Here is a 19,719-nt window from a genome sequence, read left to right as displayed (position 1 = left end):
CATGTCAATGCTGAAATCCCATGCTTGAGTCATTAAATCCCCGTGTTCATCGGATTGCGCAACTTGGCGACGACGATATCGCCTAACATCCCTGACACTTATTCCTACCGGAGAACCGCGTGAAAATACTATTGTCCGTCCTGCTGACTTCATCTCTGCTGCCAGGTGTCACTTTCTTTGCTCAGGATGCCACAGCTTCACCTGGCTTGCCGAAATCAACGCTTTGTGAAACTGGTGTTTTTCGAAAAGATAAGACGACATTCGTCGCGCTGACAAAAACAGACAAAGGATTTAGTTATACCTTTAACGATGGCATTGTTGGCAACATGCAGGATGCCGGAACAATACTCAAATGCGAAAAAAATGCAGTACTTATCGAAGGCAAGGGACACTGGCCGAAAGTTGCCATTGCTGAATTCAATACGCGATTCGTATCAAACGGTGTCATGCTCGCAGGGCGTTTGATGGTACCGCCAGACGCCACAAAAAACACGCCGCTGGTCGTCTATGCGCATGGTTCCGAAAGTACTGGCTGGATTGACCGCGCACGCGATCCTTACCAAATGGTCGTACGCGGCGTTTCGGTTTTTATCTATGACAAACGCGGTACGGGACTTTCCAGTGGAGAATATACGCAGAACTTCCCTCAGTTGGCCGACGACCTGGTAGCAGCGTCGCACGAGGCCAAACGGCTGGCGGAAGGACAGTTCGGCCGGTTTGGCCTCATAGGTTTAAGCCAGGGAGGATGGATAGTCCCGCTTGCGGCGGCTCGTGCAAAAGCAGAGTTTCTCGGCATTGGCTACGGTTTGGTCGTCGATATCACAGAACAGGATGCGGCTCAGGTCACAAAAGAATTACGGGATCGCGGCTATGACGATGACGTCATCGCCAAGGCCAGCAAGGTAACCAACATCACGGCAAAAATAGCAAAATCAAGGATAAAAGAGGGACTGGAAGAGCTTGCAGGCGTACAAAATCAATTTGGAAAAGAAGCCTGGTTTTCCGGCATAAAGGGAGGGTATTCGGGTGTGCTCGTGAGCATGTCAGTGGACGACCTGCGCCATCACGGCGTACCACAATTCGACAAACTGAATATCGACTGGTCGATCAATCCCATGCAGGTGTTAAGCAATGTCGATGCCCCGCAGTTGTGGGTCTTCGCAGATGAAGACAGGCAAGCGCCGGGCGCGTTGACTTTGGAGCGGCTGACAAGTCTACGCAAACAAGGTCGGGATATCACGATTTACCGTTTCCCGAATACCGACCACGGCATGCGGGAATATGAAGAAGCAAAAGACGGCGTGCGCAAGCATACCCGTGTTACTCCGGGATTTTATGATCTGATGGCAGACTGGGCAAAAGGCCAACGCGGTGAAAAGTACGCGAAGGCATATCGCGAATAGCGCTTGCAAGCAAGAATCACCGTACAGATACCCGGAAGCAGAAAGGTATTTGTACTTTATCAATGGCATCGTGGCGCACGAATCCCAGCCACGCCATTGCTAAATTAATTTTTTACCTGACTACAAATAGGATGATATTAATATCTTTCATATTGAACATCCTCATTTCAACATGCAATTCCTGCTATAAATCATATAGAACAACGCAGCGAAGCAATTTTTTAACGGCCCGCTTGACAGAGAACCTCCCCCGCTTGGATACTGCCGCACCTGAAAGAAAATTTTCATATTTCCAGCAAGCTGTTTCATATTTGCAATGATCTTGCACCTATGATCGCAAGCCGGGCAACATCACCATCGAGCACTACTACCCGCTTTGGAGAAAATATGGCGCTGCAACAATTAAGCGACGAGCAGATACGAACCTGGACCCGTGCCCAAAAGGACGAGTGGTGGTTCACCAATATTTATCGGGGCGATATGGCGCAGTTGACCATACGCTCGGCATTTACCGGTTTTCTGCTGGGCGGCATCCTGTCTGCCACCGCTTTGTATATCGGTGCAAAAACTGGTATCACCATCGGTGTCGGCCTGACCTCGGTCATCCTGGCATTTGCGATTTTTAAAATCCTTGCCAACCTGGGTATCGCCAAGGACTTCACCATCCTTGAAAACAACTGCACGCAATCCATCGCGACCGCAGCCGGTTACATGACCATGCCGCTCAACACCGTGCTGTCAGCCTATATGCTGATCAGCGGTACGGTGGTCACCTGGTGGCATCTGGTGGTGTGGATGAGTGTTTGCTCCATTCTGGGTGTGCTGGTGGCCTTCCCCATGAAGCGCCGCTTCATCAATGAAGACCAGTTACCCTTCCCGGAAGGCCGTGCCTGCGGCGTCGTGCTGGATGCCGTGTACACCGGCGAAGCTGCCAGTGGCATGTACAAGGCGCGCCTGATGGCTTTTAGCGCCATGTGGACAGCAATTTACCAGATGATCACCAGCGATGGCTGGATGAAACTGATACAGTTCAAGATCCTGCGCATGGATAAATGGACCAGCATGACCGAAGCCTGGCATTTCCAGGAACGTGTCGATCATTACTACTACACCGCTGCTGTCAAATATGATTTGCTGATCCCCAAGATACTGGGTACCGATTTTCGTGCACTCGGTCTGCGCCTGACACTTGATGCCGCCATGCTGGGCGTAGGTGGTCTGATGGGAATACGTGTCGCCAGCAGTGTCTTGCTGGGTACCATCATCAACTTCGTTTTCCTCGCACCGTGGATGATACAGCGTGGCGATATTGTTGAACGCATAGCCCCCACTGGCAAGATCGTCCCTATCTCGCGTACCGAGATCGTCAATCAATGGGGTCTGTGGTGGGCGGTATCGATGATGGTGGTGGCGTCCTTCATCAGCCTGGCAGCCAAACCTGAGCTGTTCACCAGCATCTTCAAAAAAGCTGGCAAAAACAAGACCGACAAGACCAGCAATATCCTCGATCATATTGAAGTGCCTTTGATGATCTCTTACATCGGCATCCCTGTTTTCAGTGTGCTGGCGGCCTGGACTACGCATGCCTTCTTTGGCGTGCCATGGTTCATGTCCATCATCACTTTGCCACTGGTATTCATATTGACCATCATTTGTGCCAATGCGATGGCGCTGACATCATGGACACCCACCAGCACCCTGTCAAAAATTACCCAGTTCAGCATGGGTGCGATTGACAGTGCCAATCCAGCCAACAACCTGATACCTGCGGGCATGACGGCAGAAGTGGCATCGAATGCATCTAATCTCCTGTCAGACATCAAGCCTGGCTATATGCTGGGTGCAAAACCAAGGCAGCAGGCGATAGGCCATATTATCGGCATCTTCTCTGGCGCACTGGCTTGCGTACCGCTGTACTTCCTGCTGTTCCTGCCGCCTGATGCCAACGGTGTACGCTCAACTGCCACCATAGTGTCTGACAAATTTGCCTTCCCGGGTGCAATGCAATGGAAAGGCGTGGCAGAACTGATCGCCAAAGGCTTCAGCAGCCTGCCCTCCTCTGCCATCACAGCCATCATTGTGGCTGCTGTTGCAGCCACCCTCATTGAATGTGCGCGTATCTTTACCAAAGGCCGCTTCCCACTGTCCGCAGTGTCTATCGGCCTGGGCGTTATTTTGCCACCAGAATCCTGCCTGGCGATGTGGATAGGTGCTGCCATATTCTGGTGGATGGGTAGCCGCAATAGCCAGCCTGGCAGCAAAGGCCATGATTTCTGGGTAGAAGGTTGTGAACCCATCTGCGCGGGTCTGATCTCTGGTGCGGCTTTGATAGGGATAGGTAATGCAATTATTAATGTCTTGATTTAAGGTATGAACTTAGCGTATTGAATTAATGCGCTGATTTGATTCAACACCAAAGCTTCAAGCCCCGATTCGTCGGGGCTTTTTTTATGTCCTCAAATCCCATATCACCTGGGGCAATCCCTGTGAATTTCCACGCTCAACCGGTGTTTAGCAGCGCCTCTAGTTCACAGCCTGTCGGCAAGCCTTTGTAAGTTCCTGAATAGGCAGCGTAGGCGATACTCCAATCGCATGCGATAGCAGTAGAAACAGACCATTTTGACAAATGTGGTGCAACCAGCAGCGGGTCCAGCGTGACATGACCAAGCAACTCCAGACCCAGGCCCTGAGCATGCTTGCGCTTGGGGACAAACCGCCCGGCCCCATAAGTTTGCAGATGAAAAATCATTTGCCCGCGTACAGCATCATGCAAGGTCGGCTTGACTACAGGATCAACCGACAATGAAGCCAGTGCACACCAGGGTAACCAGTCAAACATCCTGCCCGTATCCAGTACCACCATGGCGCTCCAGCCATCTGCCTTGAAGGACCCTTCAGCGAGATTGCGATAAGGATTCCAGCCCATCCCTTGCATGGTCGGGAATGCATATACTTCACCCGTTTGCAAAACCATGTCCGGTGGTTTCCCTGCCGTTTTTTTGTCGCGCAAAGGCCGTGGTGACTTCAATCTGGCCGCCAGTTCATCCAATACCCTGGCACGCTTGCCAAGAAATTTTTCATCGGCCCCTCTGTCTCTCGCATTGTCGAGGTCGATGCCATGTTCAATGATCGCCAGGGCATTTGTACTTGCTTCAGTACACACAATGCCACGTTTTTCAAACTGATCTGCCGTGACAAGCCAGAAAAAAGCGTCATCGCCATCCGCTGGATTGCGCTCACCGTGCAACTGTTTCAGATAGTTGAGCAGGCGTTCACCATCTACCGGTACTTTGCAGAGTAGTGCCAATGTATTTTTCAAATCACTGGCGGAATCATCGTCGTATAGTGCAGCACCCCAGGTTCCCATATCACTCCGCAATAAATAGAATGTTGAAACGTTTCATCTCAGGCAGGCATACAGAAAATAAAATTCTTCATGCCGGACGAAACCCCATCTGTTGCCCGACAAAACCATCAAATGCCTGTAACAACGGCTGATATTTTCCCTCATCCCGTTCAAGCTGCATCAATGCATAAGCCGTCGCTTCCAGCGTCGACAACTGGTCTGGCGCATGGGCTTTGCGTATGCGGTAATGCGAAGCTGGCATGTCTTGCAAACTCAGGCGGGGCAATTGCTGCAAGCGGGAATTGAGGTACAGCATCTTGCGACTTTTGCGCCACGTGGCATCAATGATGACCAGGCGCAGGTCTGACAACAGCTGTTCTTGCAACACCAGGTCGACGGGCTGATATTGCAGATCAGGTGCTTCATTCAGTGAAGTAGCCGGATACAGCAATACTGGCTGTTTGTCATTCGCATACAGGGTAGCTTGCAAAAGTGATTCGTCAAACTGTTCACCTGCAATCATGCGGGAATCTTGCAGGCAAAGATCGAGCAGGCGCGCACTACCTTTGGCATTGTTGACTTCCAGCGGATGTTGCAAAATCAATACTTCCACTACATTCGGCAAGGGCACTATCCAGCGGCACAGGCAGGCACTCTCTGGTCTCAGGCATCGTGGACAGCTTGTTCTTTTAATTTGACTATTCAACATGCAAACATTGTGAAGGATTGTTATTTTACCAGCAAGGTAAATCCTCTTTTGCGACAAGGGCGAACGGCATCGACTATTATTAATATCTACCCTTATGTTAGCTGCCTTATGAAAATCCCACTTATCCTGGCTACCGGCCTGTTGCTTGTCACGAGTGCTTGCGGTGGCGGAGGCAGCTCTTCTGCTGCGACAACGACAACCGGCACAAGCACAACAACTGGAACAACCGGTACCGGCACGACGACAGGTACCACCACTGGAACGACTACCGGCACGACAACAGGAACTACGACTGGCACCGGAACCACGACGGGCACCGGCACGGGTACAACTACTGGCACAACCGTGGTCACGCTGGAAAAAAAAGCGGCGGCGCTGGCCGCCAAACTGGGCAAGCCTACGCGCTTTCTGGTTGGTCTCGGTACTGCCGAGTTGGCGGATATTCAAAGGCAGGGGATCACGCCGGATATCTATGACCAATACCTGAACGGTGTCGGGGCTGGTTCATGGCCGACCTGGAACAGCCCTTCTGGCGCCTATGTACAAATCGTCGCCAAAAATGCAGATGCCCTGGGCGCCGTACCCATGTTCACCTTGTACCAGATGGCCAGCAATGGCGACGGTAACCTGACTGGCCTGGCCAATAATACCTTCATGACAGGCTATTGGAATAATGTGCGCCTGCTGTTCCAGCAATTGAAAATTTATGGCAAACCCGCGCTGGTCAATTTTGAACCTGACTTTTGGGGCTATGCACAAAGGCTTTCCAATAATGCTGATCCGGCCACCGTTTTTGCACTGGTCAATATTGATGCTGATTGCAGCAATCTGCCCAACAGTGTCGCCGGCGTCAGCCAGTGCCTGATACAGATCGCCAGAAAATATGCGCCGAATGCTTATGTCGGCTTCCCACCGGCCCTGTTTGGTGATCTGCATGCAACTGCCCTCTCCTATATGCAAAAGCTGGGCGCAGACAAGGCAGATTTTATCGTCATGCAAACTTTGGACAGGGACGCAGGCTGTTTTGAAAGCCTGCCACAGGTTTCCTATTGCACACGCGCTGGCACGGGCTGGTATTGGGATGAAACCAACACCACCTCACCTAATTTCAAGGAACATTTTGCATTGGCGAAATCCTATTACGAAGGCTTGCAATTGCCGGTGTTATGGTGGCAGACACCGCTTGGCGTAGCATCTACGCAATTTGGTTCTGCCGGTAAATGGCGTGACAACCGCGTGCGTTATTTCCTCACGCATACCAGCGAGATGGTGGCTGTCGGCGGCATTGGCGCAGTGTTCAGCACCGGTGAAATCAACCAGACCTCAATTAACACTGACGGTGGACAATTTAAAACCTATTCATCCAGCTATCTCGCCAAACCAACCGCGCTGCCTTGACAGGCAGTCCAACACAGAATGGTGACTGAAAATAAATTGACCCGCCACGGCAGCAAAAACGACAGCAGCCAGATATGGCATCTGTAATGGAATAAAGACCTATGCAAGAAAAACGTAATGAGCGTCAATTCAAGCAAGTCGATGTGTTTACCACAGTGCCGTTCCTTGGCAATCCCGTTGCAGTCATCATGGATGCAGAAGGTTTAAGCGATGAAGAAATGCAGTCCATCGCCAGATGGACCAACCTGGCAGAAACCAGCTTCGTTTTACCTGCCACTGAGCCTGCCGCAGATTATCGTGTCCGCATCTTTTCTCCTGAATCAGAATTTGCCTTTGCCGGCCACCCTACCCTGGGCACAGCGCATGCCTTGCTGGAAGCTGGTTTAAGGACCAAAAGCCCTCATGTCATTATTCAGCAATGCGGCATTGGCCTGGTGCCAGTGAATATTCTGTCTGATGGTAGCCTGGCATTTCGCGCTCCACATGCGGAACTTCAAACGCTGGACGAAAAACATCACGCCTTGCTGGCGAAAGCCTTGAATATCAAGGCACTGGATCTGGTCATACCCGCAGTCATTGCACGTATGGGAATTTCATGGCTGGTTGTGCGTCTTGAATCAGCCGAGCAATGTCTGGCCGTCGAGGCAAACCTGCCCGCTTTCATGGAACTGGTCAGCATTTGTGGCACAGATGGTATTACAATTTACGGGCCGAACGACATCAATAATCCCATCGACTTTGAAGTACGCGCTCTCCTGCCGGAATACGGGCAACTGGTGGAAGACCCGGTGACCGGCAGTGCCAATGCCTGCGTAGCCTGGGTAAAGCAGATGCAGGCCGAAGCCGACAATAATGCCTATTACAAGGATTACAGTGTCAGGCAGGGTACGGTGCTCAAACGCGACGGCCGCGTCAGCGTCACCTATGTGGACAGGCATCCGTGGATAGGCGGGTGCAGTATCACGCTGGTCAACGGGACTATGCGCGTGAAATAAGTATCTACGCCCTTGCCTGCAAACGCTGACGAATGGATACGACCGTGGTGGCGAACAGATCGTCCATCACAGTGATACCCGCACCAGCACTCAGTTTGCTGGCAGGCATGAGCGGGAAGACAATCAATGGCGCATCTGCGCTTACCAGTACCGGCGTTCTTTGTCTGTCATCATCCACGATCGCCCATCCCAAACCTGTTTCTTGTACCAGCGCATCGGCGAAGACGACTTCCAGGGATTGCTGTTCATCAACGGGGCGCGAGACAAGCGGTTTTTGATTCAGAATCGCACTGATGATGCCCAGTTTTCCCGCAACGGTATCAAATTTATGTCTGGCTTCTGGCAGATATTGCTCTTTGACCCAGGCCCTTTGTGCTTCAAGTTTCAAGATATCAGCGGCTGAAAGATATTCCAGGCTCTGCTTGCCGGATGCGCCAGCAGTATCCACCAGTGTGTTCAAACCCAGCAAGCGGCATTCCAGATAAGCCCAGGCCGCACCAGCCAGCAGGCCCGCGGTATGCGCCCAGTTTGCAATAGGCCCCAGCAACCCTGTCCAGCATAATACAAACCAGGCCAGCATCATATTCACTGTGGCCTTGCGCACCCCTGCATCAAAACTGGTATCAAAACGCCCGCGTATCCAGACATAGGCGAACAGGCCGTACACCACTCCAGACAAACCACCAAACAGTGGCGATCCAGACAGCAGGTATTGCGCCAGGTTGGAGATAATGGCCGCCACCAGAACAAAGCCGGTATAAAACCACAGGCCTTTTTTATTTTCGATCACAATACCCAGATCCCATACCCACAAGGCATTGAAGACCAGATGCATCAAACCAAAGTGGATAAAGATTGGTGTAATCAAGCGCCAGACCTGTCCTGACAGGATATCCGACAAAACAGCATGGCCTGGCTCAGAAATCAGTAAGTCCTGCAAAGCAGAAAATGAAGTCCCAAGACCAGACATAAAGGCAACGGCGACGCTGATGCCGATGAGACCTATCGACACATAGGAATATGGTTTTATTTTTGTCATGGAATGCATTTGGATTTAATCATCGTGAAGTGATAGTCACCACATAAGCGCATCATCGCAGCTCTTCAATGATTCTTAAATTTTCTTCAAAATTCCAGATGCGACGTATTTCTATCACATCATATTGTGCTGCGATATTAGGCGGGAAGGCCGCGTACTTGGCGTTCAGGCGAATAATCCTGCGCACTGCCTCATCGATGTCAGCGCGACCACTGGAACGGTTGATGGTGATATCTTCGACGCTACCGTCGCTGCGTATGGAAACAGTCACCACGGGGTCGCCACGCGCCCTGTCTTTGGACAATTGCGAATAATTCAGGTTGCCGTTGCGTTCTATCTTTTGTTTCCAGCTATCGATATACAAGCGCACGGGCACATCTTTATCAAGACCACCAAAGACACTGCGGCGACGCGGTTTTTCTTCAGCCTCAGCGCGTGATGCTGGCGGCGTGCCGCGCAATAAATCCAGCCCACGGGCCTGCTCACGTGCACGGTTTGCCAGATCACTACCCAGAATACTCTTGGGTAAAACAAAGCTGCTTCCTTTGTCACCCTGCGCGGTACTACCACCGGGGTTGCTGCCGTTGGAGCTGGCATTCGGGCCAGCACTCAGCGGGGAGTTGGCACCGGTATTGGAAGCGGTGTTGGAAGCGCTATTGGCCGCATTGGCCGCATTGGCTTTATTCGCTGCGGCGTTGGCTGCAGCGGCCGCTGCCGCTGCATTGGCCTTGGCAAGCTGTGTTGCTTCACGTTCTTTTTGTTCGGCCGCCGTTTGTTCGGCTCGTTGACGGGCAGCCTGTTCATCTGCTTTTTGTTTTGCAGCCAGTTCTTCCGATTTCTGTCTTGCCAATAGCTCTTCAGTCCTGGCTTTTGCCAATTGTTCTTCCTGCTGTTTTTGTCTGGCTACGGCAGCCGCTTGCTGACGCTGCTCTTCCTGCTTACGTTTTTCTGCTTCCAGTGCCAGTTGCTGCTCTTTTACTTGCTGCTCACGCTGCTGTTGTTCCTTTTGTACCTGTGCTGCCTGTGCTAACTGGATTTGCTGACGTTGCTCATCCTGGCGTTTGTTATCGTCCTGGCGTTTCTGTTCTGCCAGCTTGCTTTCTTCGGCTTTGGCAGCTTCTTGCTGAGCGCGGCGATTTTGCTCTTCAGCTTCCAGTTGTTTTTGCAAGGCCAGGGCAGCGGCTGACCTGCGTGTTGCTTCGTCTGCCTTCTTGCGGTTATCTTCATCAAGTTGTTTTGCCAGTTGCTCACGCTGGGCAGTATTGTCGGCTGTTTTTTGTTGCGCCAGCTCTTCGGTCTGCTTGCGCATCAGCTCTTCACGTTTTTTACGTTTCTGATTTTGTTCTGCTGCCTTCGCAGCCTTGGCCTGTTCGATTTCTTCCTCGACACCAGCTTGTGTCATTTCATCATTTTGCTTTTTCAACTCAGCTTCTGCTTCTGCCTTTTTCGGCAGCTCATCAGGGTCAGGCACGGCCATGACAAAATTATCATCGCGCACCTTGTTCTGGGCAATGACGCGTGGCACATCAGTTGCCTGCATCTTGCGTTTTTGTGCCAGTGGTGGCGTTGCATCAGTAGTGAATTTTTTGGCTGTACGTGGCTTGCTTGCCGCTTTTGCCAAGGCTGGCACCGGTACAGGTGCTGCTTTTTGTGGTGCAACCAGGCGAATGCCGGCAACCGCAGGTTTGCTTTCTGTACGTTCTGTCGCCGCTGCTGACGGCGTAGCTGTAGCCGTTGCGGCAGTATTAAGCGGCAATACCGACAGCGGATTCGCGGCACTCGCTGAAGCAGGATTAGGGGAATTAGTAGATATAGCGGTGGATGGCTCTACAGCAGGCGTGGCTGCGGGTGTCGAATTGGCAATCTGTATGCTGATTTCTGGCGTGGCAGCACGTCGTTTATTCCAGGGTGCTTCCAGTTCAGGTAAGCCCAGACCTGGCAAGCCAAATTGCAAAGAAAGGATAAATGCATGCACCAACAGAGAGATAATCAAACCGCCAGTCAGGCGTTTTTTGATCTCAACAGGCATTTTGCGTTTAGTTTTGGCTGGAAACAGATTCATGCAACGGTTATCGAAGATTCTTCAGGTAGTACACGATTATCGCATGGTAAAAATGCGAATCGTACTTTACCATCTGAAAGTATCAGGCAAGGCGAAAAATTGCTCTGCGCTGTTTCTTGAACTCCTGCCTGATATTGCCTGTCGCCGCCTGATACTGTCTGGACAAATCACTACTGAAATCAGGAACTCATTTATAAATAAGTTAAAAAGCTATCGTCATGATCACGAAATCTCGTTTATTTATTGCTACTGCCCTGCTCAGTCTGAATTGCCCTGCCATTGCCGAAGTAATCGATATCAGCGGCAATGGCTTTCAAATCCGTCATGAGGTACAGTTGAATGTCAAAGCGGAACAAGCCTATGACATCCTCGTCACTCAGGTGGCCAACTGGTGGAACCCTTCTCATACCTATTCGCAAGATGCCAGAAACCTGAGCATTGATGCGCGCCCGGGCGGCTGTTTTTGTGAAAAACTGCCGAATGGCGGTGGCGTACAGCATTTGACTGTGGTCTATGTGGCACCAGGTAAAAGTTTGCGCATGACCGGCGCTTTGGGTCCCATGCAAGGCTCAGGCCTGGCAGGCAGCATGAGCTGGGACTTGAGCCCGCAGAAAGCGCCAAATATGGGCGAGACGGGCAATACCGGCAGCAAACTGGTGCTGACCTATAGCGTCGGCGGTTATATGCTGGGCGGATTTGAAAAAATGGCACCCGCAGCAAACGGTATGCTGGCCGAACAGATCAAACGTTACCAGAACCTCGTCAACACTGGCAAACCCGAATGATTTGCTGCCTGCCCCGTACGCTTTGTCGCAAACCAGCTTTGGCCAGCTTCATCAACTGGTTTTGCACTATGCTGATTTCGTCGTCTACCAGCTAAAATTGCATCAAGACGAAACCCTCAGCTTGCCATAAGCTGTCATCATCAACATTCCACAGTAAATGATGCAAAGTGCTTTTATATGTCTTGCCGCGCTCGCATCCATTTTCACCAATGACAAAATATATGAAAAAAATATCAGTAATCGATTCTCACACAGGTGGCGAACCTACGCGGATTATCGTTGCTGGTGGCCCAGACCTGGGCAATGGCAGCCTGGCACAGCGCCTGCAAATTTTTCGTGAAGATTTCGATCACTTCCGCACTGCGACTGTCTGCGAACCGCGAGGTTCAGATGTCATCGTTGGCGCACTGGCCTGCATGCCATCTGAGCCGTCTTGCACGGCTGCGGTGATTTTTTTTAATAATGTCGGTTACCTTGGCATGTGCGGCCATGGCATGATAGGTTTTATCGTCACGCTGGCCTATCAGGGCAAAATCAGTGCGGGTAAGCATCGCATAGAAACGCCGGTAGGCATTGTCGAAGCAGAACTGCATGAAGACAACTCAGTCACTGTCCATAACGTCGCAGCTTATCGATATCGCCAGGCAGTACAGATCGACGTGCCGGGATACGGCCAGGTCAGCGGTGACATTGCCTGGGGTGGCAACTGGTTTTTCCTGATCGACCAGCACGGACAAGACTTAAAGCTGAGCAATGTGGAAAAACTGACCGACTTTAGCTGGCGCGCCAGAAAAGCGCTGGAGGCGGCTGGCATCACCGGTGAAAACGGCGCATTGATCGACCATGTTGAATTATTCGGCGTACCTGTCTCTTCAGATAACCATAGCCAGAACTTTGTACTATGCCCTGGTAAAGCTTATGACCGCTCGCCCTGCGGTACTGGCACCAGCGCCAAACTGGCTTGCCTGGCGGCTGATGGCAAGCTGGCAGAAGGCGACGTGTGGCGGCAGGAAAGCATCATAGGCAGTGTCTTTGAAGCGTCTTACCGCTACGCCGCCGACGGCAAGCTGTTACCCAGCTTGCGTGGCAGCGCCTTTGTCAATGCCGAATCCAGTTTTTTGCTGGATGAACGTGACCCCTTTGTCTGGGGCATACGCTAAGGCGGCAAAGACAAAAATCAGAGCGGCATCGACAAATAATCAACAATAATCAACACCACATCAACGCAGGAAGCGACCATCCTTGGAAACCACGGTCAGCTCTACATAATCCGATCCCTGGTGATTGGTTTTGCTGAAGCTGACGACAAAACCATCAAAGTCAGTGCGGCCCATGCCTTCGAGTGCAGTAATCAGGCGCTCACTGTTGACATCGCGGCCCGCACGCTTGATGGCTTCAACAAATACCTTGGCATCAAGAAAACCTTCTATGCCTATATACGAATATTCCTTGATACCCATCTTGCTCATCACTTTCTGGTATTCACGCACCAGCGAAGTCGTCGCAGAAAACGGGAAAGGCAGGACTTGCGAAATAATCGTGCCTACACCATCCTTGCCCATTGTATTGATACTCGCCTGTGAAGCCAGTACCGACAAGGCAAAGTACTGCATGCCTTTGACCTTTTTATTGAAAGCCTGAATAAAATCACTGGAAGGCTTACCGGCGGTAATCAGTATGATCGATTGCACGCCTGCTGTTTCCATACTGCTGACAGCTTTGTCCAGATCAGATGAATCGCTATTTATGCTGGTAACCACGGTCAGCTTCAACTGGAATTTACTCGCGGCCTGTTCTATGCCTGCCAGCCCTTCTTTGCCAAAGGCATTGTTCTGATAGACCACCCCAACTTTTTTAATGCCGCGCACGTTCAGGTGATCAATGATTTTTTCTGTTTCGGTGGCGTAACCGGCACGGATATTAAAAATCTTGCGGTTGAATGGTTTGCGCACCACTTCTGCGCCGGTGACAGGCGCAAAACTGATGATACCGGTTTCTTCCAGCAACGGCGTCAGGGCGGTATTGGCGGGGGTGCCCAGCATGCCGAACAGGGCAACAGCTTTTTCTTTTTCTATCAGTTGCTTTGCATTGGCAATCGATTTGGTCGCGTCATAGGCGTCATCCAAAGTGATCAGGCGAATTTTGCGGCCATTCACGCCACCCTGTGAATTGATATAGTCAAAATACGCCTTCGCCGCTGTTGAATGAGGCACACCCAGTTCAGCCAGAATACCGGTCAGGGCCGTGGACTGGCCAATCACGATGTCATTGTTTTGTGCGTAAGCGCTGACCGAGCAGCAAAGTAAAAAATTGACGAGCAAGAGTCGCCCCATCGCGACGCAGCGATTGATTTGTAAAGCCATTTTGTCTCCAGTTTTTATACCCTGAGCATGCAGGGATATTTTAATTTTATGCAAATCATCAAATTTCTTTTTCTATCTGTCTCAATAAAAAAGGAAATTCAGGCACAGGCGAATCTGGCAAGGACAGGCATATGTTGCCCAGAGGATAGAACACATCTGTCACAAAGATTGTCGTCCAAATGACTTTGTATGATTTCTGTCCGGATTTGGAGAGTTTCGGGGCTTTGCTGGCATGCTTGAAAAACCGAGCTTCAAGCTCTGGCCATGACATCCCTGTATTCGCTGGGTGTCATACCTACCGTCGCTTTGAAGATGCGTGAAAATGCACTATGGTCCTGATAACCACAGGCGACCGCCACATCGGTAATGCTCAGCGAAGTTTCTGCCAGCATGCCGGAGGCGGCATCAAGGCGGATTTTTACCATCATCTGCCGCGGGGTCAAAGAAAATATCTTATGAAAATTGCGCTCCAGTTGCGCCACTGACAGCCCCGTCAGTTTGACCAGGTCAGCCATCGCGATGGTATGTGTATAGTGCTGGTTCAAATGTCTTACCGCTGCCGCGATCTTTGCATAGACAGGATGGCGCTGGTCAGGCATGGCCAGGTCACGTGAAATGCCCGTCATGCCGATGATGCGGTGATGGCTGTCTCGCAGGGGTATTTTTTGTGTCAGGCACCAACCCGGTGAACGGTTCGGATACAGATGCAATTCCAGCTGGTCATGTATTTCTTTTTTTCCGCTCAGTACCAGCGTGTCCTGAGCGGCATAACTGGCCGCCAGTGAAGCCGGAAAAAGTTCTTCTGCCTTGCGCCCTATCAGCGCGTCTTTATCGCGCACACCGCAACGCCTGACCAGCGTGTGATTCACCACCAGATACCGGCTGTCGATGTCTTTGACAAAAAATACGATGTCGGGCATGGCATCAAACAGGGATTCTGAAAAAAACACATTGGCCATCTGGCTGGCCAGCTGTTGCCGCTTTTCTTGCGCAGGAAAGCCGGATACATGAGACGTCACTTGATCAACTCCGCGATAGTGAAAATAGTAGCATTAAAGTAATTTACAAAACGGCAATTTTTAAATATATTAATATTATATTTAAAAATGAGAGCTTAACTCAAAAACTGCGGGGAATCGATAACTGTGCCGATTTCTGCATAATTTATCAGCAAAAGTGGATAAAGCGCGCCAAATATGGCTTAATGAATATATCGCCAGTCCTTGAAAATCTCTGATAGCTGTAAAAAAACAGCTGGAATTTGAAAAGAGTCACATTTTACAAGGTAAAATTTGCAAATGAACGGGTAAAATCCATACAAAATACAGAACATGGATATCTGATGCTTGCCACTCCTGAAAAAACTACTACCTACGCCCCAAAATTGCGTGCTGCTGATGTTGCTTATGACGCGATCGAAAGCATGATCGTGACCCTGCAACTGAAGCCTGGCTCGCCTGTGGTCGAGTCAGAACTGGTCGAAAGAACAGGCCTGGGGCGCACCCCTTTACGCGAAGCCCTGATGCGCATGTCATCCAATGGGCTGATACAGCAGATGCCAAGACGTGGCCTGATCATCAGCGATATCGAAGCGGCCGAACATATGACGCTGATAGAAACCCGCCGCGTGATAGAACGCCTGATCGGGGCCAGTGCAGCACGCCGCGCAACGCCACAACATCGCAAAGATATTGTTGAATGCGCAGACAAGATGCTGGTCGCTGCCAAGCGCAATGACCTCAATGACTATATGGCTGCCGACCAGGCGCTTGACCATGTCGTGCATGAAGCCTGCCGCAATCCTTCTGCCGTGGCGGCCGTCATCCCGCTGATTATCAAATGCCGTCGCTTCTGGTATGCATTCCAGCATGAAGGCGACATAGAAGAAGGCGCACGCTGCCATATGCTGGTGGCAAAGGCGATTGCCAAGGGCAATGAAGAACAGGCTGCCAAAGCAGCCGATGGCCTGATGGATTATCTGGAATCATTTGCCCGCAAAGTGATTGGTTAGTCTACAGACAGCTCGTGCACAGCCCTTACAAATACCCGACAAGACCGGAGTGTAAGTCAACCATGACATATTCCCTGCCAGATTTCTGCACTTTCAAACGCCTGCAAAACGGCATGCTTGTCAGCCTGAGTTTGCTCCTCAGTGCCTGTGGCGGCGGTGGCAGCGGCAGTACCGGCAGCTATAACATCGGCGGCAGTATCAGCAACCTGACGACTGCGGGCCTGGTGTTATCGAATGGTAGCGACACACTGGCGATACCCGCCAAAGCCAGCAGCTTCACCTTCCCTACCCAGCAAGGCAGTAAAACAGCTTACAAAGTCAGTATCGTGAGCCAGCCTCCGGGCTTCACCGACATTTGCAGCCTGAGTGGCGACTCTGGTACAGTGGCCGCCGATGTTACCAGTGTCGTCGTTGCCTGCCACCCCGCAGTGGCCGCGGTCACTACGCTCGCTGGCAGTGGCAGCACTGGCAGTGTCGATGGCAGCAGCACCAGTGCCAGTTTTGACTTTCCGGTCGGGCTGGCCGTGGATAGCAGTGGCACTGTCTACGTGAGCGAGCAGAATAGTAATCTCATTCGCAAGATCGCGGCAACGGGCACTGTCAGCCTGTTTGCCGGTAGCGGCGCGCTTGGCAGTAGCGATGGCGCTGGCAATGCAGCCAGTTTCAACCGTCCGAATGGGCTCGCGCTGGATGCCGGCAGCAATCTGTATGTGGCTGATGGTTATGGTCTGGTACGAAAAATAAGCAGTGCTGGCGCAGTCAGCACCTTGCCTGGTAATAGTGCCGCTTCCAAAACCTGTCCGTGCGCGGGCGGTGTCGCCTTTGACGGTAGTGGCAATCTGTATGCCAGCGTGCTGTCAGACAGCCTTATACGCAAGATCAATACGGCAGGTGTCAACAACATACTGGTGGCTCCTGGCCTGCCGGTTGGTGCGAGCAGCATCAGCATCGATAGCAACGGCAATATTTACGCAGTTGAACCAAGTACGCATGTGGTGCGCAAGATCAATCCTGCTGGCGTGCCAGCCACGCTGGCGGGTAGCGGCATTGCCGGCAGCGCGAATGGCAATGGCGTAGCGGCCAGCTTCAATTTTCCGAATGGTGTGGTGGTCGATAAATCAGGTACGGTCTACGTTGCCGACAGCCGCAACCAGTTGATACGAAAAATCAGCGCAGCAGGCGTGGTCACTACCCTGGCAGGCAGTGGCAGCCAGGGCAAAGTCAATGGTAACGGAACAGCGGCCAGTTTCAATTATCCAACCGGACTTGCCATCGATAGCGCGGGCAATCTGTATGTGGCCGACAGTGGGAACAATCTGGTACGTAAAATCACGCCACAATAATCTTTAATTGCCGGGGATGCCTGACACCTGTTCCACGGCCAATGTCACACAACAAAAACAATGACCAGCATCCGCGCATAGGTGTATCAATTGATGCGCTTGAGTCTTTGACCGTGGATGCCCCAGATACAATCGACGCCATCCAGCACACCACATAACGCCCAGCCGGTACCCAGTTTTCTGGCGACGACTTCTATGCCCAGTTCCTTCGCCAGTTTGTCAGCCCATTGCCTTGCCGAGCCCTGTCCTTTGAATAACTCATTATCATCGACGATAACGGTGGCATCGAAAACGGGTACTGCAAATATTGTCATCATGATGGTCTTCATTTCCTTGAAAAGCTGCGGTTGCATTCAGCAATTCATTTTACAGCTGACCCGGCCGAAAAAGACAATACAAGACAATACAATGTCATCAAAGCATTCAGAAATCAATCATGAATCCCGCGCCAATTGATTTTTGTGAATAGTTATAGTCAATCAAGCTCTGTCCGTATCCTGAGAACATCTGGAAATAAGCCTTCAAATTGGTCGTAATAGGCATGGCGAGACTGGCTTGCAAAGCACCATGGCCGGTACTGAAATTGCGCCGTGCGGTCAGGGAGAATTCACGCCCGCCTTTTTCGCGGTACGTGGCATGGATATCGCCATGCCCCATGTAATCAACAATATCGATGTTGTCGTTATCTGATCTGGCATTGTCGAGACGACGCCAGACTCTGGTGCTCAATGAGAAATTGCCGTGTTCTACACCGAGCTCGGCATAGATGCGGTTCCAACTGCGCGATAACGTCGAGGTCTGCCCATTCGACTGATGCACGAGGCCAAAATTGACGTAGCGAATCTGGAAATCACCTATGCTTTTGTTGACAGGTATCATCGCCATGGCCTCTGGCTGGTAATTGGTTTCGCGGAAGGGACTGGACGCACTGCGGTTATACGCTTGCCAGAAACTTTGCTGGGTGTAAGCCAGCCACAGATCAACAGGCGAGCTACCAACTTCTTCAGCCAGTTTCATTTTCATGCTCAGTTGATACGTTAATTCCACGTGCTTGGATTTCACACCGGCAGGGGTGAAATTCTTGAATGGCTCATCGTTCGAGGCATTGCTGTAATTGGCCACCAGAAGGTAATTGTCATGATGTGGACGGAACACGAATTTGCCGCGCTTGGACGCCTCATCCAGCTCCCAGCGCTGCACCATACGCGACATTTCTGGCGCAGTTTCAGGCGCTTTTGCAGGTGCTGCCACGGTCTCCTGTACCGCTTCTGCCTTGGCAATTGCCTTGTCAGCTTCCACCGGGGTAGCAGCCTTGGCGAGCGCATCAAAACAGCTGAGACGTGCACTGGCATCGCCAAGCACAGAACAACGCAGCATTTGTTGTTCTGTCTCGCCAGCCTTCGCCTGACCAGATAAAACGGGCGAGAGTATAGAAAGTATGGAGAGGGGCAATATTATTTTTTTGAAGTGAGCGGGCATAAGGGCTTTAACTGTCAGGATGCGAAGTCGGTAACACATCGCGCAGTTAAGCGAACCAGGCGATATGCTTGTTTTAATGTTGACAAGCATAAAGCTGCATCAGCAAACCGTATGTTCGTTAGCAAACATAAGTCTGGTGAATTACTGGTTAATTGCCCGTTAATATAAAGGCCGAGGATGAAGCACCTGAAAAGGACAAGGCAACAATGCCCTATTCGCTTGCCTGTGCAGCCATGACCTGGCAGAGGATAACAATACGCCCCTCAGCGATTGCGCTGGAATAGGCTTCGCGGACGAGGGCTTCCTTGCCGCGATACAAGGGCAAAAACCCGGCTTCATTGGCTTCAAGTAGCAGCCATTCGGGCGACTTGTCGCTGATCATTGAACGTCCCAGCGAGACCGCCATTTCGCCAACAGCAGCACGTGGGTCTATCAATAATTTACCGCCGACAATCAGTGCAGACCCAAGGCCGCGCATAACCACTTTTTTTGAAGGCAATGCATCAGCGACTGTATTTTTTGTGCTTTCTGCTGCGCCAATAACCGTTGTCGTAGTCTCAGTGACGACATCAGCAGTCTTGGAAAACAAGGTCTTCAAATGGGTTTTCATGGTATCTAACCGGCATTTTTGTTATTGAAAGGCGAAAATCACTGGATATGCTTAAGTGAACATGCCTTGGTATTATGCCATCTAAATGCGCATGTGTTGCCATTATTTTAATGTTAGGCCTTGTGGTGTTTGGCCTGTCACTTGCACCTGGATGCACTTAACTCATGCAAACTTCA

At 51.2% G+C, this 19,719-nt stretch carries 18 protein-coding genes; 9 read left to right on the top strand and 9 right to left on the bottom strand.

Going from position 1 to position 19,719, the window contains the following annotated elements:
• Positions 1 to 119: 119 nt before the first annotated feature.
• Together ACO0LH_RS19340 and ACO0LH_RS19335 are read left to right on the top strand one after the other, a co-directional pair.
• Positions 120 to 1,403 carry an alpha/beta hydrolase family protein gene (locus tag ACO0LH_RS19340; RefSeq protein ID WP_422942772.1) on the top strand — a complete coding sequence of 428 codons (1,284 nt, stop codon included), beginning with the start codon at positions 120 to 122 and terminating at the stop codon, positions 1,401 to 1,403.
• A 387-nt stretch (positions 1,404 to 1,790) separates the two neighbouring features.
• Positions 1,791 to 3,770: an OPT family oligopeptide transporter gene (locus tag ACO0LH_RS19335; protein ID WP_422942771.1), complete on the top strand. Its 1,980-nt coding sequence runs from the start codon at positions 1,791 to 1,793 to the stop codon at positions 3,768 to 3,770.
• A 133-nt stretch (positions 3,771 to 3,903) separates the two neighbouring features.
• Here ACO0LH_RS19335 and ACO0LH_RS19330 read toward each other — a convergent pair whose 3' ends face one another.
• On the bottom strand, positions 3,904 to 4,770 hold the full coding sequence (locus tag ACO0LH_RS19330) for a hypothetical protein (RefSeq protein WP_422942770.1): 867 nt from the start codon (positions 4,768 to 4,770) through the stop codon (positions 3,904 to 3,906).
• 67 nt (positions 4,771 to 4,837) lie between these two features.
• Positions 4,838 to 5,458 carry a tRNA-uridine aminocarboxypropyltransferase gene (locus ACO0LH_RS19325; RefSeq protein ID WP_422942769.1) on the bottom strand — a complete coding sequence of 207 codons (621 nt, stop codon included), beginning with the start codon at positions 5,456 to 5,458 and terminating at the stop codon, positions 4,838 to 4,840.
• A gap of 108 nt (positions 5,459 to 5,566) precedes the next feature.
• On the opposite strand from ACO0LH_RS19325, the gene ACO0LH_RS19320 reads away from it, so the two are divergent.
• Together ACO0LH_RS19320 and ACO0LH_RS19315 are read left to right on the top strand one after the other, a co-directional pair.
• Entirely contained in the window at positions 5,567 to 6,856 is a 1,290-nt protein-coding gene (locus tag ACO0LH_RS19320; protein WP_422942768.1) for a hypothetical protein, read from the top strand.
• A gap of 101 nt (positions 6,857 to 6,957) precedes the next feature.
• Complete coding sequence (locus tag ACO0LH_RS19315; RefSeq protein ID WP_422942767.1) at positions 6,958 to 7,851, top strand: PhzF family phenazine biosynthesis protein; 894 nt, start codon at positions 6,958 to 6,960, stop codon at positions 7,849 to 7,851.
• Positions 7,852 to 7,855: 4 nt separating this feature from the next.
• Here the strand turns inward: ACO0LH_RS19315 and ACO0LH_RS19310 are convergent, their stop codons facing one another.
• The gene (locus ACO0LH_RS19310) at positions 7,856 to 8,890 is read right to left on the bottom strand and encodes a rhomboid family intramembrane serine protease (protein WP_422942766.1); all 1,035 of its coding nucleotides are present in this window, start codon (positions 8,888 to 8,890) and stop codon (positions 7,856 to 7,858) included.
• Between the two features lie 52 nt (positions 8,891 to 8,942).
• A complete protein-coding gene (locus ACO0LH_RS19305; RefSeq protein ID WP_422942765.1) occupies positions 8,943 to 10,865 on the bottom strand; it encodes a TonB family protein in 1,923 nt (640 codons plus the stop codon).
• On the opposite strand from ACO0LH_RS19305, the gene ACO0LH_RS19300 reads away from it, so the two are divergent.
• The 3 genes from ACO0LH_RS19300 to ACO0LH_RS19290 all read left to right on the top strand — a co-directional run bounded on the left by ACO0LH_RS19300 (position 10,860) and on the right by ACO0LH_RS19290 (position 12,897).
• Positions 10,860 to 11,072 (top strand): hypothetical protein, encoded by a 213-nt coding sequence (locus ACO0LH_RS19300; protein ID WP_422942764.1) that lies wholly within the window; start codon positions 10,860 to 10,862, stop codon positions 11,070 to 11,072. The genes ACO0LH_RS19305 and ACO0LH_RS19300 overlap by 6 nt on opposite strands.
• 98 nt (positions 11,073 to 11,170) lie before the next feature.
• Entirely contained in the window at positions 11,171 to 11,737 is a 567-nt protein-coding gene (locus ACO0LH_RS19295) for a hypothetical protein (RefSeq protein ID WP_422942763.1), read from the top strand.
• A 221-nt stretch (positions 11,738 to 11,958) separates the two neighbouring features.
• Entirely contained in the window at positions 11,959 to 12,897 is a 939-nt protein-coding gene (locus ACO0LH_RS19290; protein ID WP_422942762.1) for a 4-hydroxyproline epimerase, read from the top strand.
• 60 nt (positions 12,898 to 12,957) lie between these two features.
• On the opposite strand, the gene ACO0LH_RS19285 is transcribed toward ACO0LH_RS19290, so the two are convergent.
• Both ACO0LH_RS19285 and ACO0LH_RS19280 read right to left on the bottom strand, forming a co-directional pair.
• On the bottom strand, positions 12,958 to 14,100 hold the full coding sequence (locus ACO0LH_RS19285; RefSeq protein WP_422942761.1) for an ABC transporter substrate-binding protein: 1,143 nt from the start codon (positions 14,098 to 14,100) through the stop codon (positions 12,958 to 12,960).
• Between the two features lie 251 nt (positions 14,101 to 14,351).
• Positions 14,352 to 15,119 (bottom strand): helix-turn-helix domain-containing protein, encoded by a 768-nt coding sequence (locus ACO0LH_RS19280; RefSeq protein ID WP_422942760.1) that lies wholly within the window; start codon positions 15,117 to 15,119, stop codon positions 14,352 to 14,354.
• A 323-nt stretch (positions 15,120 to 15,442) separates the two neighbouring features.
• Between ACO0LH_RS19280 and ACO0LH_RS19275 the strand changes: the two genes are divergently transcribed.
• The gene (locus tag ACO0LH_RS19275; protein WP_422942759.1) at positions 15,443 to 16,111 is read left to right on the top strand and encodes a GntR family transcriptional regulator; all 669 of its coding nucleotides are present in this window, start codon (positions 15,443 to 15,445) and stop codon (positions 16,109 to 16,111) included.
• A gap of 62 nt (positions 16,112 to 16,173) precedes the next feature.
• The gene (locus ACO0LH_RS19270) at positions 16,174 to 17,454 is read left to right on the top strand and encodes a hypothetical protein (RefSeq protein WP_422942758.1); all 1,281 of its coding nucleotides are present in this window, start codon (positions 16,174 to 16,176) and stop codon (positions 17,452 to 17,454) included.
• A gap of 86 nt (positions 17,455 to 17,540) precedes the next feature.
• Here the strand turns inward: ACO0LH_RS19270 and ACO0LH_RS19265 are convergent, their stop codons facing one another.
• From ACO0LH_RS19265 to ACO0LH_RS19255, 3 genes are all read right to left on the bottom strand, one after another.
• Positions 17,541 to 17,771, bottom strand: a complete 231-nt coding sequence (locus ACO0LH_RS19265) for a hypothetical protein (RefSeq protein WP_422942757.1) — start codon at positions 17,769 to 17,771, stop codon at positions 17,541 to 17,543.
• Between the two features lie 106 nt (positions 17,772 to 17,877).
• Positions 17,878 to 18,831, bottom strand: coding sequence for a phospholipase A (locus ACO0LH_RS19260; protein WP_422942756.1), 954 nt, complete (start codon positions 18,829 to 18,831; stop codon positions 17,878 to 17,880).
• Between the two features lie 313 nt (positions 18,832 to 19,144).
• Positions 19,145 to 19,543, bottom strand: a complete 399-nt coding sequence (locus ACO0LH_RS19255; protein WP_422942755.1) for a hypothetical protein — start codon at positions 19,541 to 19,543, stop codon at positions 19,145 to 19,147.
• Between the last annotated feature and the right edge of the window lie 176 nt (positions 19,544 to 19,719).

It is taken from the genome of Undibacterium sp. TJN19, assembly GCF_049339485.1.
Classification (GTDB): Bacteria; Pseudomonadota; Gammaproteobacteria; order Burkholderiales; family Burkholderiaceae_D; genus Undibacterium.
The sequence above is the reverse complement of the archived record's forward strand: the minus strand, read 5'-3'. Positions and strand labels throughout refer to the sequence as shown.

Excerpts from the sequence above, each read along its gene's own strand:
- ACO0LH_RS19335 (WP_422942771.1), top strand. The coding sequence starts at position 1,791 with ATGGCGCTGCAACAATTAAGCGACGAGCAGATACGAACCTGGACCCGT.
- ACO0LH_RS19330 (WP_422942770.1), bottom strand. The coding sequence starts at position 4,770 with ATGGGAACCTGGGGTGCTGCACTATACGACGATGATTCCGCCAGTGAT.
- ACO0LH_RS19325 (WP_422942769.1), bottom strand. The coding sequence starts at position 5,458 with ATGTTGAATAGTCAAATTAAAAGAACAAGCTGTCCACGATGCCTGAGA.
- ACO0LH_RS19320 (WP_422942768.1), top strand. The coding sequence starts at position 5,567 with ATGAAAATCCCACTTATCCTGGCTACCGGCCTGTTGCTTGTCACGAGT.
- ACO0LH_RS19315 (WP_422942767.1), top strand. The coding sequence starts at position 6,958 with ATGCAAGAAAAACGTAATGAGCGTCAATTCAAGCAAGTCGATGTGTTT.
- ACO0LH_RS19310 (WP_422942766.1), bottom strand. The coding sequence starts at position 8,890 with ATGACAAAAATAAAACCATATTCCTATGTGTCGATAGGTCTCATCGGC.
- ACO0LH_RS19300 (WP_422942764.1), top strand. The coding sequence starts at position 10,860 with ATGCACCAACAGAGAGATAATCAAACCGCCAGTCAGGCGTTTTTTGAT.
- ACO0LH_RS19295 (WP_422942763.1), top strand. The coding sequence starts at position 11,171 with ATGATCACGAAATCTCGTTTATTTATTGCTACTGCCCTGCTCAGTCTG.
- ACO0LH_RS19290 (WP_422942762.1), top strand. The coding sequence starts at position 11,959 with ATGAAAAAAATATCAGTAATCGATTCTCACACAGGTGGCGAACCTACG.
- ACO0LH_RS19285 (WP_422942761.1), bottom strand. The coding sequence starts at position 14,100 with ATGGCTTTACAAATCAATCGCTGCGTCGCGATGGGGCGACTCTTGCTC.
- ACO0LH_RS19275 (WP_422942759.1), top strand. The coding sequence starts at position 15,443 with ATGCTTGCCACTCCTGAAAAAACTACTACCTACGCCCCAAAATTGCGT.
- ACO0LH_RS19270 (WP_422942758.1), top strand. The coding sequence starts at position 16,174 with ATGACATATTCCCTGCCAGATTTCTGCACTTTCAAACGCCTGCAAAAC.
- ACO0LH_RS19265 (WP_422942757.1), bottom strand. The coding sequence starts at position 17,771 with ATGATGACAATATTTGCAGTACCCGTTTTCGATGCCACCGTTATCGTC.
- ACO0LH_RS19260 (WP_422942756.1), bottom strand. The coding sequence starts at position 18,831 with ATGCTGCGTTGTTCTGTGCTTGGCGATGCCAGTGCACGTCTCAGCTGT.
- ACO0LH_RS19255 (WP_422942755.1), bottom strand. The coding sequence starts at position 19,543 with ATGAAAACCCATTTGAAGACCTTGTTTTCCAAGACTGCTGATGTCGTC.